Origin of the sequence: Kineococcus sp. DHX-1 (assembly GCF_042473625.1) — a bacterium.
GTDB lineage: Bacteria > Actinomycetota > Actinomycetes > Actinomycetales > Kineococcaceae > Kineococcus.
In genome coordinates this window covers 4,547,320-4,561,939 of sequence record NZ_CP170445.1, presented here as the reverse complement: position 1 = coordinate 4,561,939, position 14,620 = coordinate 4,547,320, and the positions used below count along the sequence as shown (strand labels likewise).

15 protein-coding genes are annotated in these 14,620 nt (G+C 72.3%); 14 read left to right on the top strand and 1 reads right to left on the bottom strand.

The features are described 5' to 3' along the window. The first annotated feature begins 87 nt into the window (after positions 1–87). From ACFEMC_RS22045 to ACFEMC_RS21980, 14 genes are all read left to right on the top strand, one after another. Positions 88–1,650 carry an ABC transporter substrate-binding protein gene (locus ACFEMC_RS22045; protein ID WP_380171913.1) on the top strand — a complete coding sequence of 521 codons (1,563 nt, stop codon included), beginning with the start codon at positions 88–90 and terminating at the stop codon, positions 1,648–1,650. Between the two features lie 94 nt (positions 1,651–1,744). Then, a complete protein-coding gene (locus ACFEMC_RS22040; protein WP_367639590.1) occupies positions 1,745–2,704 on the top strand; it encodes an ABC transporter permease in 960 nt (319 codons plus the stop codon). After that, positions 2,701–3,591: an ABC transporter permease gene (locus tag ACFEMC_RS22035; RefSeq protein ID WP_380171910.1), complete on the top strand. Its 891-nt coding sequence runs from the start codon at positions 2,701–2,703 to the stop codon at positions 3,589–3,591. The genes ACFEMC_RS22040 and ACFEMC_RS22035 overlap by 4 nt, the downstream gene beginning before the upstream one ends. A gap of 2 nt (positions 3,592–3,593) precedes the next feature. After that, positions 3,594–4,586 (top strand): ABC transporter ATP-binding protein, encoded by a 993-nt coding sequence (locus tag ACFEMC_RS22030; protein ID WP_380171908.1) that lies wholly within the window; start codon positions 3,594–3,596, stop codon positions 4,584–4,586. Then, complete coding sequence (locus ACFEMC_RS22025; RefSeq protein ID WP_380171906.1) at positions 4,583–5,692, top strand: ABC transporter ATP-binding protein; 1,110 nt, start codon at positions 4,583–4,585, stop codon at positions 5,690–5,692. The genes ACFEMC_RS22030 and ACFEMC_RS22025 overlap by 4 nt, the downstream gene beginning before the upstream one ends. Positions 5,693–5,700: 8 nt before the next feature. Further along, positions 5,701–6,522 (top strand): M55 family metallopeptidase, encoded by an 822-nt coding sequence (locus ACFEMC_RS22020; protein ID WP_380171904.1) that lies wholly within the window; start codon positions 5,701–5,703, stop codon positions 6,520–6,522. After that, the gene (locus tag ACFEMC_RS22015) at positions 6,522–7,469 is read left to right on the top strand and encodes an isoaspartyl peptidase/L-asparaginase family protein (protein WP_380171902.1); all 948 of its coding nucleotides are present in this window, start codon (positions 6,522–6,524) and stop codon (positions 7,467–7,469) included. The genes ACFEMC_RS22020 and ACFEMC_RS22015 overlap by 1 nt, the downstream gene beginning before the upstream one ends. A 36-nt stretch (positions 7,470–7,505) precedes the next feature. Next, positions 7,506–8,369, top strand: a complete 864-nt coding sequence (locus ACFEMC_RS22010) for a MurR/RpiR family transcriptional regulator (RefSeq protein WP_380171900.1) — start codon at positions 7,506–7,508, stop codon at positions 8,367–8,369. After that, a complete protein-coding gene (locus ACFEMC_RS22005; RefSeq protein WP_380171898.1) occupies positions 8,366–9,073 on the top strand; it encodes an SDR family NAD(P)-dependent oxidoreductase in 708 nt (235 codons plus the stop codon). The genes ACFEMC_RS22010 and ACFEMC_RS22005 overlap by 4 nt, the downstream gene beginning before the upstream one ends. Positions 9,074–9,097: 24 nt before the next feature. Beyond that, positions 9,098–10,825, top strand: a complete 1,728-nt coding sequence (locus ACFEMC_RS22000; protein ID WP_380171896.1) for a DUF885 domain-containing protein — start codon at positions 9,098–9,100, stop codon at positions 10,823–10,825. A gap of 10 nt (positions 10,826–10,835) precedes the next feature. After that, positions 10,836–11,687 carry an alpha/beta hydrolase gene (locus ACFEMC_RS21995; protein WP_380171894.1) on the top strand — a complete coding sequence of 284 codons (852 nt, stop codon included), beginning with the start codon at positions 10,836–10,838 and terminating at the stop codon, positions 11,685–11,687. Next, positions 11,684–12,646 (top strand): ketopantoate reductase family protein, encoded by a 963-nt coding sequence (locus ACFEMC_RS21990; RefSeq protein ID WP_380171891.1) that lies wholly within the window; start codon positions 11,684–11,686, stop codon positions 12,644–12,646. The genes ACFEMC_RS21995 and ACFEMC_RS21990 overlap by 4 nt, the downstream gene beginning before the upstream one ends. 42 nt (positions 12,647–12,688) lie before the next feature. After that, a complete protein-coding gene (locus tag ACFEMC_RS21985) occupies positions 12,689–13,207 on the top strand; it encodes a GNAT family N-acetyltransferase (protein ID WP_380171889.1) in 519 nt (172 codons plus the stop codon). Beyond that, positions 13,204–13,731, top strand: a complete 528-nt coding sequence (locus tag ACFEMC_RS21980; protein WP_380171887.1) for a GNAT family N-acetyltransferase — start codon at positions 13,204–13,206, stop codon at positions 13,729–13,731. The genes ACFEMC_RS21985 and ACFEMC_RS21980 overlap by 4 nt, the downstream gene beginning before the upstream one ends. On the opposite strand, the gene ACFEMC_RS21975 is transcribed toward ACFEMC_RS21980, so the two are convergent. Then, entirely contained in the window at positions 13,694–14,536 is an 843-nt protein-coding gene (locus tag ACFEMC_RS21975; RefSeq protein WP_380171885.1) for a helix-turn-helix domain-containing protein, read from the bottom strand. The genes ACFEMC_RS21980 and ACFEMC_RS21975 overlap by 38 nt on opposite strands. Between the last annotated feature and the right edge of the window lie 84 nt (positions 14,537–14,620).

Below are 14,620 nucleotides of genomic sequence, written 5' to 3'. Positions count from 1 at the left end.
CTACAGCGACGCAGGGGTCGTGCACGAACCCCGTCCCACCCAAACCCCCGGCGCCCCCACGAGGCGCAGAGACGAGTGAGGCTCCCGATGAGAACACGGTTCGGAGTGGTCGGAGCACTGGCCCTCACGATGGCGCTCGCCCTCGGCGGGTGCGGTGCGGCCGGCAGCGACGACGGCGCCGACGCGGGAGGTGCGCCCGCCAAGGGTGGCGACCTGACGATGGCGCGCTCGGCGGACATCATCGCGATGGACAAGACGACGACGTTCGACAACAACTCCATCCGCGTGATGGAACAGATCATGGAACCCCTGTTCCACGCCAGCGCCGACGGCACCAAGCTCGAACCCTGGCTGGCCACCGGCTACACCATCTCCGACGACCAGCTCACCTACACCATCCCGTTGCGCACAGACGTCACGTTCTCCAACGGCACGCCGATGACGGCGAAGGACGTGAAGTTCTCGATCGACGAGAACACCAAGACCGGCGCCGAGGGCTGGGGTTTCGTCAACGCGGCCATCGACACCGTCACGGCCACGGACGACCACACGGTCACCGTGAAGCTGAAGTACCCGTGGGCACCCTTCATCGCCGACCTCTCGATCTTCTCCAACGGCGTCGTCCCCGACGGCTACGGCGGCAAGACGGCCGAGGAGTTCTACACGGCCCCCGTCGGCACCGGCCCCTTCGTCTGGGACGGCTGGAAGAAGGGGCAGTCCCTCAAGCTCACGGCGAACGAGAAGTACTGGCAGAAGGGCAAGCCGTACCTGTCCAGCGTGCAGTGGAACGTCGTCCCCGACGCGAACACCCGCAAGCTGCAGGTCCAGGGCGGCCAGATCGACATCGACGACACCCCGGACTGGTCGAGCCTGTCGTCCTTGAAGGCGTCGGGTGACGTCGAGGCCGAGACGTTCCCGTCCACGCAGATCGACTACGTCGCCTTCAACCAGGCCCGCGCCCCCTTCGACGACGTCCACGTCCGCCGGGCCATCTCCTACGCCATCGACCGCGAGTCCCTCGTCAAGGCCGTCCTGTTCGGCAACGGCGAGGCCGCGAACTCCCTGCTCTCGCCCGGGACGCCGTACTACGACAAGAACGCCGGCGGGGCCACCTTCGACGTCGCCAAGGCCAAGGCCGAACTCGCGCAGTCCTCCAAGCCGGACGGTTTCACCACGACCCTGCTCATCGCGTCGGGGAACCCGAACCAGGCGTCGGTCGCGCAGATCATGCAGTCGGAGCTGAAGGACATCGGCATCACGATGGAGATCAAGCAGCTCGACCCGACGGCCAACAAGCAGGCCCGGCTGGCGTCGGACTTCGACATGACCATCTCCGCCTGGACGATGGACATCCCCGACCCCGACCAGTGGACGTCCTTCGCGGTCGACCCTCAGGGTGGTTCGAAGTCGGCGTTCACCTCCTACGACAACCCCGAGGTCGTCGCCATCAACGCGCAGGCGCAGAAGGAGACCGACAGCGCCAAGCGGCAGGAGCTGTACACCCAGCTCCAGCAGAAGACGAGCGAGGACGCGTTCCTGGCCTACCTCTACTACTCGCCGTACGTCTACGCCTCGACGAGCAAGGTCCAGGGGTTCCACGTGACGCCGCTGGGCGGGTACCTGCTCCAGGACGTCTCCAAGAAGCAGTGACCGCCGGAACGGGGGCGAGAAACATCCCGCCCCCGTTCCGCCACGCCCGTGAAACCCCTCGTGAACCCCCCGACGTGAACAAGGAGGTGGGACGGTGAGCCACCGTCTGCGGTTCATCCCCGGCCGTCTCGTGCAGTCCATCCCCGTCGCCTTCGGCGTCACGCTCATCGTCTTCCTCCTGGCCCACCTCCTCCCCGGCAACGCGGCCCTGGCCCTGCTGGGGGAACGTGCGACCGAGCAGAGCGTCGCCGCGCTCACGGCGCGGCTCGGCCTCGACGAACCGCTGTGGCGGCAGTACCTGCTCTTCCTCGGCCAGCTCGCCCACGGCGACCTCGGCACCAGCCTGACCTACCAGCTCCCCGTCACCCAGCTCGTCCTCGAGGCGATCCCGGTGACGCTGACCCTGCTGCTGTACGCACTCGTGCTGGCCCTGCTCATCAGCGTGCCGCTCGCCGCCCTCGCCGCGTTCCGCCCCGGCGGCGCCCGCGACCTGGGTGTGCGGGGTTTCACCCTCGTCGGTCAGGGCATGCCGCAGTTCTGGGTGGGCATCATGCTCATCCTGCTGCTGGGCGTCAGCCTGCGGGCCTTCCCCGTCGGCGGGTACGGCGACACGGCGCTGGAGCACCTGTACCACCTGTTCCTGCCGGCGGTGACGCTCGCGATCGCCATGTCGCCGACCATCATCCGCAGCCTGCGCTCGTCGATGATCTCGGTGCTGGGTTCGGAGTACGTCGGGACGGCCAAGATGAAGGGCGCCTCCGGCGTGCAGCTGTTCCGCGGCCACGTCCTGCGCAACGCCGCCATCCCCACCGTCTCGATCATCGGCGTCAACCTCGGGTACCTCGTCGGCGGCTCCCTCGTCATCGAGCGCGTGTTCGCGCTGCCCGGGCTGGGGTCCTTGATGATCAACTCGATCTTCACCCGCGACTTCCCGACGATCCAGGGCGTCACCCTGTTCGTCGCGCTGTTCGTGGTCGTCGTCGGCATCCTCACCGACGTCGTCTACACGCTCCTCGACCCCCGGGTCGACCTCAGCCGGACGGCCCGCGCATGAGCACCCCCACCGCGCTCCTCGTCGAGCGCAGCGCCCGCCGCCGGGCCACCCGTTCCCGGTCGCGCTCCCTGCAGCCGTGGTACCGCAACGGTTCCCTCGTCGCCGGGGGTGTGATCGTCGGCCTGCTCGTGCTCGTCGCGGTCCTCGCCCCGGTGCTCGCCCCGTACGACCCGGTGAAGCAGGACCTGGCGAACGCGCTGCAGTCCCCGTCGGGCGAGCACCTGCTGGGCACCGACAAGTACGGCCGTGACGTGCTGTCCCGGCTCATCTGGGGCGCCCGGGTCGACCTGCGCGTCGGGTTCCTCGCGGTCCTCATCCCGTTCGTCGTCGGCACCGTCGTCGGCGGGATCGCCGGCTACGCCGGGGGCTGGCTCGACACCGTGCTCATGCGCGTCGTCGACGTGTTCTTCGCGTTCCCGTTCTACGTCATGGTCATCGTCCTGGTCTTCGTGTTCGGCTCGGGCGAGTTCAGCATCTACATCGCCATCGCCGCCGTCTCCTGGGTCTCCTACGCCAAGATCGTCCGCGGCGAGGTCCTCGTCGCCAAGGAGCAGGACTACGTGGTCGCGGCCCGCCTCGGCGGCATGTCGCACGCGCGCATCCTCGTCCGGCACATCGGCCCGAACGTCCTGTCCCAGGCCGTCATCTACGGGATGAGCGACATCGTCATGGACATCATGGCGATCGTCACCCTCGGGTACCTCGGCCTCGGCATCGCCCCGCCGACGGCGGAGTGGGGTTCGATGATCAACGACGGCCAGGAGTTCATCACCACCCAGTGGCAACAGGCGACCATCCCCGGTCTCGTCGTCGTCGTCACGAGCCTGGGCCTGTCCTGGCTCGGCGACGGGATCTCCGACCTCCTGAACCCGGAGAGGAGGAAGTGACCGTGGCCGCTTCCCTGCTCAGCGTCTCCGACCTCACCCTCGGCGTCCGCCGGCGGAACCGTCCCGACACCCGCATCGTCGAGGACCTCTCCCTCGAGGTGGCCGCCGGGGAACGCTTCGGCATCGTCGGGGAGTCCGGGTCCGGCAAGTCGCTCACGCTGCGGGCCGTCGCCGGGCTGCTCCCGCGGGGCGTCGAGGTGCTGTCGGGCAGCATCCGCTACGACGGCCGCGAACTCGTCGGGATGCCGGCGGCGCAGCGCCGCCGCCTCATGGGCCCGGAGATCGCGATGGTCTTCCAGGAACCCATGACGGCGCTCAACCCCGTCGTCCGCGTCGGGGACCAGATCGCGGAGGGCCCCCGGCGCCACCTCGGGCTGTCGAAGGCCGACGCCGCGCAGCTGGCCGTCGAGACGATGGCCCGCACCGGGATCCCGGACCCCGTCCGGCGGGCGCGCGCCTACCCGCACGAACTGTCCGGCGGGCTGCGCCAGCGCATCATGATCGCCATGGCCGTCGCGTGCGGACCGCGGCTGCTGCTCTGCGACGAACCCACGACCGCGCTCGACGTCACCGTCCAGCACCAGGTGCTGAAGGTCCTCGAGGGGTTGTGCGACGACACCGGCACCGCGCTGGTGTTCGTCACCCACGACCTCGCCGTGGTGAACCAGACCTGCTCTGACGTGGCGGTCATGTACTCCGGCCACGTCGTGGAGTCCGGGTCCGTCCGCGACGTGCTCGGCGACCCGCGGCACCCGTACACGAAGGGGCTGCTCGACTCCGCCCCCGACTTCGACCAGCCCGACCGCCGCCTCGTCCCCATCCCCGGGTTCCCGCCGAACCTCAGCGCCCGCCCGGCGGGGTGCCCGTTCGCCCCCCGGTGCGCGTTCGCCGTGGACGCCTGCACCGCGGCCGTCCCCCCGCGCGAACTCGTCGCCCCCGGGCACGACGCGGCGTGCATCGAGACCCACCGCATCTTCGAAGGAGCGCACGCGTGAACGGGACGACCACCCCGGTGCTGCGGGCCGCGGGCGTCACCAAGACGTACCAGCTGCGCCCGTCGCTGGCCGCGCGCCTGACGCGGACCGAGCACCGCACGGACCTGCGCGCCCTCGACGGGGTCGACCTCGAACTGCGCCGCGGGGAGGTCCTCGCCCTCGTCGGGGAGTCCGGGTCCGGCAAGTCCACGCTGGCCAAGGTCCTCGTCGGCAGCACCACCCCGAGCGGGGGTTCCCTGGAGCACGACGGGGAAACGGTGCCCGCGCGCCGCGGCAAGGACGCGAGCCGCCGGATCCAGATGGTGTTCCAGGACCCGTACTCCTCGCTGAACCCGCGCATCTCGGTCGCCTCGATGCTGCGCGAACTGCTGCTGCTGCACGACGTCGTCCCGCGGTCGCAGGTGCGGCAGGAGAGCGTCCGGCTGCTCAACCTCGTCGGGCTGGAGGAGGACGCCCTCGACGCCTACCCCAGCCAGTTCTCCGGTGGGCAGCGCCAGCGCCTGGCCATCGCCCGCGCCCTGGCCGTGCGCCCCGACGTCCTCATCGCCGACGAACCCGTCTCCGCGCTCGACGTGTCGGTGCAGGCGACGATCCTGGACCTGTTCGCGCGGCTGCAGCGCGACCTGGGCCTGAGCATCCTGTTCGTCGCCCACAACCTGGCCGTCGTCCAGCACCTCAGCCAGCGGGTCGCCGTCATGTACCTGGGGCGCATCGTCGAGGTCGCCGACACGGCCGAGTTGTTCGCCAACCCGCGGCACCCGTACACCCGTGCGCTGATCGACTCGATCCCGCGGATGCGGGCCGGCAGCGTCAACGAGGACTTCGTCCTGGAGGGCGAGCCGCCGAGCCCCTACGACGTCCCGTCCGGGTGCCGCTTCAACCCGCGCTGCCCGTACGCCGTCGACGCCTGCCGGAGCGTCGACCCGGCGTTGGCAGCGGTCACCCCCGGGCACGTCAGCGCGTGCCTGCGCGCCGACGAGCTCCCCGCGTTCCAGTCCTCACCCGACCCGGCGGCGAGCACGGCGCTCGTCGACGTCCGCGAGGACTTCCCCGACGACCACCCCGAAGAACCGAGAACACCGCACGCGAGGAGCACCGCACCGTGAAGGTCTGGATGTCGTTGGACATGGAGGGCGTCGCCGGGATCGTCGACTGGGACCAGTGCCGTCCCGGCAGCCCCGGGTACGCGCTGGGCTGCGCGCTGCTGCAGGACGAGGTGAACGCCGCGATCGAGGGGGCGATCGCCGGCGGGGCGACCGAGGTTGTCCTCAACGACTCCCACAGCCGCATGGCGAACCTCGACCCGCGCAGGATCGCCGGGGAGGCGAAGTACCTGTCGGGCCGGCACAAGCCGATGTACATGATGCAGGGGCTCGACGAGACCGTGCACGCCGCGTTCTTCGTCGGGTACCACGGGTCGATCTCGGGTGAGGCGTCCGCGATGTCGCACACCTACAACCCCGAGGTGTTCTCCGGGGCCCGGCTCAACGGCCTCCCGGTGGGGGAGAGCGGCATCAACGCCCTCGTCGCCGACCACTACGGCGTCCCCATCGCGTTCGTCTCGGGCGACGAGGTGACGTGGGAGGAGACGGCCCCCTTCGCCCAGGGCGCGGTGAACGTCGTGACCAAGCAGTCGATCACCCGGGCCAGCGCGCTGAACCTGCACCCGAGCGAGTCGTGCCGCCTCATCCGGGCGGGCGCCGAGGAGGCCGTGCGCCGGGTCGCGGCGGGTGAGGTGGCCCTGCCGCGGGTGCAGCGTCCCGCCGTCCTCGACCTCGACGTGCAGACCGCCGACATGGCCGACGTCGCCACCTGGGCGCGCGGCGCGGAACGCACCGGGACGCGCGAGGTCCGGATCGAGGGCGAGGACCTGCTGTCCGTCTTCCGCTCGTTCGTGGCCGTCAACTACATCACCCGTCAGGCGGGTGGCCGCTGATGCGCGACGAGGAGATGGTGGCGCGCCCGGTCGAGACGAAGCTGTGGCACGTGCCCGCGACCGGACCGTTCGCGCTGGCCCTGCACGGCGGGGCCGGGGGACGGATCGAGGAACTGTCCGCCGAACGGCGCGAGTCGTTCGAGTCCGGGTTGCGCCGCGCCCACGGGGCCGGTCGCGCCGTGCTGGCCGACGGCGGGACGGCGCTCGACGCCGTCTGCGCGGCGGTCGAGCAGCTGGAGGACGACCCCCTGTTCAACGCCGGTCGCGGCGCGGCCCTGGCCGCTGACGGCACCGTCGAGCACGACGCGGCCGTCATGGACGACGAGGGACGGGCCGGCGCCGTCGCGGTGTCCCGGCACGCGAAGAACCCCGTCCGGCTCGCCCGCGCGGTCCTGGAGAACAGCACGCACCTGCTGCTCGTCGACCCGTCCCGCGACCTGGCGACCGGCTGGGACCTCGAGGTCCGCGAGCAGGAGTACTTCGTCACCGCGGCCCGCAAGGAGCAGCTCGAGCGCATCCACGCCCTGCGCCTGGCCGCGCCCCGCCACGGCACGGTCGGCGCCGTCGCGCGCGACCGGCACGGACGGATCGCCGCGGCGACCTCGACGGGAGGGATGGCTGCGCAGAGCGCGGGCCGGGTCGGGGACAGCCCCGTCATCGGCGCCGGGACCTACGCCCGCGGCGACTCCCTCGCCGTCTCGTGCACGGGGGAGGGCGAGGCCTTCATCCGCGGCGTCGTGTCCTACGACATCGCCGCCCGGATGCGGTACCTCGGTGCCACGCTGCCGGACGCGGTGCGGGACACGGTGCTGGCGGAACTGACGTCGAAGGGTGCCAGCGGCGGCCTCGTCGCGGTCGCGCCCGACGGTAGCGTCGTGGCCGCCCACAACTCGCCCACCATGTTCGCCGCCTTCGAGGGGCAGGACGGACTCGTCCTGCTGACCTGAGCGGGCGCCGTCGTGCACGTCCTCGAGGAGAGCACCATGACCATCGACGAGGAGATCTTCGCCCGCATGGGCGAGCTGAGCCCCGCCGAGAAGAAGGTGGCGCGCGTCCTCCTGGCCTCCTGGCCCAGCGCCGGGCTGGAGAGCGCCGCGGCCGTGGCCAAGGCCGCCGGCACGAGCACTCCGACGGTGCTGCGCCTCGTGACGCGGCTCGGCATCGGGGGGTACCCGGACTTCCAGCGGCGGCTGCGCGAGGAGGTCACCCACCGCATGAGCAGCCCGGTCAACCGGACCGTGGAGGGGGCCCGCGAGCACGCGGAGCGTCCGGTGTTCCAGGCGGCGATCACCGAACGCCTCGGGCTCGTGGAGCAGCTCGCGGCCTCCGTGCCGCCGAGCGAGTTCGACCGCGCGGTCGAGGCCCTGGCCGGCAAGGCCAAGCAGGTCGTGGTGATGGGCGGCTACTTCAGCCGGTTCTCCGCCGAGCTGCTGGCGACGCAGCTGGACCAGGTCATCCCCGCCGTCGACTTCGTGGCGCAGCCGGTGGGGCACGACATCGGCAAGCTCCTGCGGTTGTGCCCGGGGTCGGTGGCGGTCGTCTTCGACTTCCGCCGCTACGAGCTGACCGCGAAGCAGGCGGCGGCGATCGCCAAGGGCCGCGGGGCCAAGGTCGTCGTCATCACCGACCCCGGCCTGTCGCCGGCCACCGAGAGCGCGGACGTCGTGCTCCCGGTGCCGGTGGACGGACTGCCCTTCGACTCCGTCGTGGGCACGATCGCCCTCGTCGAGGCCCTCGTCGAGGCCGTGCTGCTCGCCACCGGGGAGCGCGGCATCGACCGCATGAAGCAGTGGGAGGACACGGTGCAGATCGCCCGCGCCCACCGGAGCACCGAGGAGAGCACGTGACAGCACTGCCCCCACTGGCGGGACGGACGGCGGTCGTCACCGGCACGGCGCAGGGCATCGGCCGGGCCATCGCCGACCGGCTGCAGGACGCCGGCGCCGCGGTGCGCGGCGTCGACCGCGACGAGGTCGACCTCGCGGACACCGAGCAGGTGGAGGCGTTCTTCGCTGCGCTCGGGGACGTCGACGTCCTCGTCAACTGCGCCGGCGGTGTCGTCGGCCAGACCCACACCCCCGTCGACGAGCTGTCGGACGACGCCTGGGACGCCGTCGTCGCGGCCAACGTCACCACGATGCGGAACTGCACCCGCGCAGCGGCCCGGTCCATGAAGCGCCGGGGTTTCGGGCGCATCGTCACCATCTCCTCCGGCGCCGGCCGCAGCGTCAGCCTCACCGGCGTCCAGGCCTACACGACGGCGAAGGCCGCGCAGATCGGCTTCACCCGGCAGATGGCCCACGAACTCGGCCCGTTCGGCATCACGGCGAACTGCATCGCCCCGGGGTTCGTCCTGTCCAACCCCACGACGCAGGCCCAGTGGGACTCCTACGGGTCCGCGGGCCAGCAGGCCCTCCTGGAACGCATCGCGGTCCGCCGCACGGGGACGCCGGACGACATCGCCCGCGGCGTCCTGTTCTTCGCCGACCCGGGCGCGTCCTGGGTCAGCGGGCAGACCCTCTCGATCGACGGCGGGCACTCCCTCTTCTGAGGGGCCCAGGCAGGACGGAACCACGTGACCAGCACGACCACCGCTCCCGGCACGGCCGCGGAGCAGCTCGCGGCGCTCGGCGAACGCTACTTCCGCGCCCAGCACACCTACGACCCGTACAACGCGACCCTGCTCGGTCTGACGGAGTTCGACCACCTGCCCGGCGACCCGTCGCGCGAGGCGAGCGAGCGGGCGGCCGCCGAGCTCGGGGCGGTGGCCGACGCCGCGGAGGCCCTGGATGCGGACGGTCTGAGCGAGGCCGAACTCGTCGACCGCGGCGTCCTCGTCGCGCTCGCCCGTGGTGCCGAGCAGGACGCGGCGCACTCCCTGTGGGCGGCGAACGCCTCGGCCAAGGGCTACGTCAGCCGCCAGGGCCTCGTCTTCCAGGCGGTGCCCGCCATGACGACCGCGGACGCCGCGGGACGCGACCGCTACCTGCGGCGCCTCGCGGGCCTGCCCGGGTTCTTCGGCGCCCTCGCCGAGCGCTACGCGCAGGAGGCCGCCGCCGGGCGTGTCCCGACGCGCCTCGGGGTCGAGCACGCCGTGGAACAGCTCGAGGGCCACCTCGCCGCGGCCGTCGAGGAGGACGCCCTCCTCGCGCCGGCGCGTTCCTCCGGTGACGCCGCGACGCAGGAGGCGGCGACCCGCCTCGTCCTCGACGAGGTGCGCCCGGCCCTGCGGACCCTGGCGGCCCGGTTGCGCGAGGAACTGCTCCCCGTGGCCCGCGACGGGGCCGACATCGGCATCCACGCCGTGCCGGGCGGCCGGGAGGGGTACGCGGCCGCCGTCCGACGGCACACGACGACCGACCTCACTCCCGAGGAGATCCACCAGCTCGGCCTGGACGTGCTGGCGGAGATGCGGGCGCTGTGGCGCGAGGTCGGCACCCGGGCACTGGGGGAGGGGGAGTTCTCGCGCATCACGCGACGGCTGCGGGAGGACCCCGCCCTGCGGTTCGAGACGAGCGGGGAGATCCTCGCCGTCGCGCACGCCGCCCTCGGGCGGGCCGAGGCCGTCCGGGACCGCTGGTTCCCCGACCTCGGCATCCCCGACTGCGTCATCGAGGAGATCAACCCCGTCGACGGGGCCGGCAGCGCGCTCGGCTACTACCGCCCGCCGGCTGTCGACGGGAGCCGTCCCGGCGCCTACTGCGTCCTGGCCGCCGACGCACCCAGCCACTTCCGCTACGAGTACGAGGCGCTGTCCTTCCACGAGGCCGTCCCGGGCCACCACCTGCAGCTGGCCTCCGCGCAACTGCTCGACATCCCCCGGTACCGCCGGCACCTGGACGTCGAGGCGTGCAGCTTCAACGAGGGGTGGGGCCTGTACTCCGAGCAGCTCGCCGACGAGATGGGCCTGTACAGCGACGACCTCGCCCGCCTCGGGATGCTCTCGTTCCGGGCGCTGCGAGCCTGCCGCCTCGTCGTCGACACCGGCATCCACCACTTCGACTGGACGCGGGATCGGGCCGTGGAGTTCATGTACGAGAACACCGCCACGAGCCGCGGGCACGTGGAGAGCGAGGTCGACCGCTACACGGCCTGGCCCGGCCAGGCCCTCGCCTACATGGTGGGTTGCCGCGAGATCGCCCGGCTCCGCGCCCACGCGGAAGCGGCGCTCGGGGAGGAGTTCTCCGTCGTCGCGTTCCACCGGGCGGTGCTCTCCGTCGGGCCCGTCCCGCTCACCGTGCTCGGCGACGTCGTCGAGCGCCACGTCGCTGCGGCACTCGCGTCGCACACCCCTGAGGACTGAGGAGGACACCGTGGACGTCACCATCAACGGAGCGCGCCTGAACGTCGAGGTGCTGGGACCGGAGGACGGGCCCGTCCTCATCGCCCACCACGGCGGCGGGGGCATCGGCTCGCTCGCCGAACCCCGCTCCACCTTCGGTCCGCTCGCCGACCGGTTCCGGGTGATCGTGTTCGACGCCCGCGGCTGCGGGCTCAGCGAAGGTGTCGGCCCGTTCTCGCACGAGCAGTGGGCCGCGGACGTCGACGGGCTGCGGCAGTGGGCCGGGGCCGACCGCGTCACGGTGGCCGGGGGTTCCTACGGCGGGTTCATCGCGCTGGAGTACGCCGTGCGGTACCCCGACCACGTGGACGCCGTCGTCCTGCGCGACACGTCCGCCGACGGGTCGAACCTCGAGCTCGCCTTCGAGAACGCCCGGCAGCAGACGAGGGTGCAGATCGACTGGGACCACTTCAACCGCTACTGGGGCGGGACGGTCCGCAGCGACGCCGAGCTCAAGGAGCTGTGGCGCGAACTCATCCCGCTCTACGACGCCGACTACGACGAGGCCCGGTCGACCGCCGCGGTCGAAGCCGGCATCTACCGGCACGAGGCGCACAACGCGTGCTTCCAGGAGAACTTCCCCACGTACGACCTCAAACCCGACCTGCCGGACGTGACCGTCCCCGTCCTGGTGACGGTGGGCCGGCACGACTGGGTGACCCCCGTCAGCGCGTCGGAGACGATCGCACGCCTCGTGCCGGGCGCCGAGCTGGTGGTGTTCGAGAACTCGGGGCACTCCCCGCAGAACGAGGAGCGCGAGGAGTTCCAGCGCGTGCTGCGCGCCTTCGTCGACCGCGCCGTCCCGGTGGGGGTGCCGGCGTGACGCTCTTCGTCATCGGCGCCGGCGCCATCGGCGGAACCCTCGGCGCCCACGCGTTCCGGGCCGGTCACGACGTCGTCCTCGTCGACGCCGACGCCGAGCACGTCGCGGCGGTCCAGCGGGACGGGTTGCGCATCGAGGGCCCGGTCGCGCAGTTCACCGTCCGGATCCCCGCGATCCTGCCCGGGGAACTCCCGGACACCGTCGAGCGCGCGGTCGTCGCGGTGAAGAGCCTGCACACCGCCTCGGCCGCGGACCTGCTGCGCGACCGGCTGGCCCCCGACGGGCACGTCCTCACGGTGCAGAACGGCCTGACCGCCGACGTCCTCGTCGAGGCGGTCGGCCGCGAGCGGGTGCTGTCCAGCTTCATCAACGTGGGGGCGGACCTCATGGGCCCCGGGGTGGTCCTGCAGGGGAACGTGGCGACGTTCCGGATCGGTGAGCTGGACGGCGGGACGATCACCCCGCGGGTGCGGGAACTGGCCGAGGTCCTGCCGTACGCCGAGCCCACCGACAACGTGCTCGGGTACCTGTGGGGCAAGGAGGTGTACGGCGCGATGATGTGGGCCGGGGCCGTCTCCGACCTGCCCATCGCCGAGACGCTGGAACGTCCCGAGTACCGGGAACTCATGACCGTGCTGTCGGAGGAGGTGCTGGCGCAGGCCCCCGTCCGGGTCGAGGGTTTCGACGGGTTCGAACCCGACGACCTCCCCGGGTCCTTCGACCGGCTGGCCGCGTTCAACCGCCGCAGCGCCAAGACCCACTCCGGCATCTACCGGGACCTGGTGGTGCGCAAGCGCAAGACCGAGGTCGACGAGGTGCACAAGGACATCCAGGGTCCGGTGTTCGACCGGATCGTGGAGATGGTCCACGACATCGAGCAGGGGCGGCGGACGTGCGAGGTGGCGAACCTCGACGAGCTCGCCCGGTTCGTCGCGTCGCGGCGCGGCCTGCCGGCCTGACGTCCGAGCCGGTCGGGGGCGTGCGCGCGGTAGCGTCCGGCCATGTCCTTCGACCGGCAACCCGTGCTCTCGAGCGACCTCGTCCTGCTGCGGCCGGTGCGCGCCGACGACGCCGAGCCGCTGCGCCGCATCGCCGCCGACCCGTTGCTGTGGGAACAGCACCCCGCGAAGGACCGCACCGAGGAACCCGTCTTCCGCGCCTGGTTCGAGGACGCGCTCGCGTCGGGCGGCGCGCTCGTCGCGGAGGACCGGGCGGACGGTGAGGTGTTCGGGACCTCGCGGTACGTGCTGCGCGGGCCGGGCGAGGTCGAGATCGGGTGGACGTTCCTCGCCCGCTCCCGGTGGGGTGGGCGGTGGAACGGGGAGGTGAAACGGCTCATGCTGGACCACGCGTTCGCCACCCTGCCGACGGTCGTGTTCACCGTGCACGCCGACAACGTGCGGTCCCAGCGCGCGGTGGAACGGCTCGGCGCGCTGCGCACGGGGACCCACGTCGACACTCGGGGCCTGCACCAGGTGACGTACCGGCTCGACCGCGACGCCGCGGAGGTGGCCCGGTGATCGCCGCGCTCACGCTGCCGGTCGTCCTGCCGGCCCGAGACCGCGAGGTCACGCTGCGCCGCGCCGGCGAGGCGGACCTGCGCGCCGTGGTGGACCTGCTGGCCGACGACCCCGTCAGCGCCGCCCGCGGCGACCGCGCGTCGGCGGAGGACGAACCGCTGTACCGCGCGGCGCTGCTGGAGGTCCTCGCCGACCCGTCCAACGACCTCCTCGTGGCCGAGGTGGACGGGGACGTCGTCGGAACCCTGCAGCTGACCCGCATCCCCGGGATGGCGCGGCGGGGTTCCGCGCGGTTGCTCGTCGAGGCCGTCCGCGTTCGCAGCACCCTGCGTTCCGCCGGGATCGGCACCGCGCTCATGCGCTGGGTCACCGACCTCGCCGCCCCTGCCACAGGTTCTTCGCTCGTCCAGCTGACGTCCGACAACGCGCGCGCCGACGCCCACCGGTTCTACGAGCGCCTGGGTTTCGCGGGATCGCACCGGGGTTTCAAGTACGCGGTGCCCTCTCGTCCGACATCCGGCTGAGCGCCAGCGACCCGAGCAGCGCGAGGGCTTGGGCCGACGCCGACCCCCGCTCGGCGTGGTGGACGACGAGCAGTTGCCCGTCCGTCCCACCCACGGCCAGCTTCTCGCGGCGCAGTTCCAGCAGGCCCACCTCGGGGTGCTGCAACCGGGCCGTCCCCCCGGCCAGGTCGCGCACGTCGTGCCGCGCCCACAGCCGGGCGAACTCCGGACTGGCGAGGGAGAGCTCCCCGACGAGCCGGGCCACCCGCGGGTCGTCCGTCCCCGCGCCGACGGAGGCGCGGAACGCGGCGACCATCCCCGCGCGGGCCTGCTCGGGGTCGAGCACCATCGTGCCCTCCCTCTCGTCGAGGAACACCGCGCGCAGCCGGTTCTGCCCGACGTGCAGCGAGGGCCACAGGGCCGTCGCGAGCCGGTTCGCGGCGAGGACCTCGAACGTGCGGTCCTCGACGAACGCGGGCAGGTCGAGGGCCTCGAGGAGCTGCCGCGTTCCGAGCGGGACCGTGTCCCGCGGCCGCCGCCGGGGGCCGGCGCCTCCCGGTGTCGCAAGGCTCAGGAGGTGGTCGGTGCCTGCGGCGTCCAGCTGCAGCACCCGCGCGACGGCCTGCAGGACCTGCCGCGACGGGTTCCGGTCCCGGCCCTGTTCGAGCCGCAGGTAGTAGTCGGCGCTGATGCCCGCCAGCGTCGCCACCTCCTCGCGCCGCAGGCCCGGGGTCCGGCGCACACCGGTCACCCGCACCCCGACGTCGGTGGGGTCGATGAGTTCGCGCCGGGCGCGGAGGAACTCACCCAGGGGGTTCTGCGGCACCGGACCAGCGTAGGCGCGGGTCCCAGGGACAGCCTGGTCCCCGCAGTCCCAGGAACGGGCCGGTGCTGCCCGGGAACCGGGACC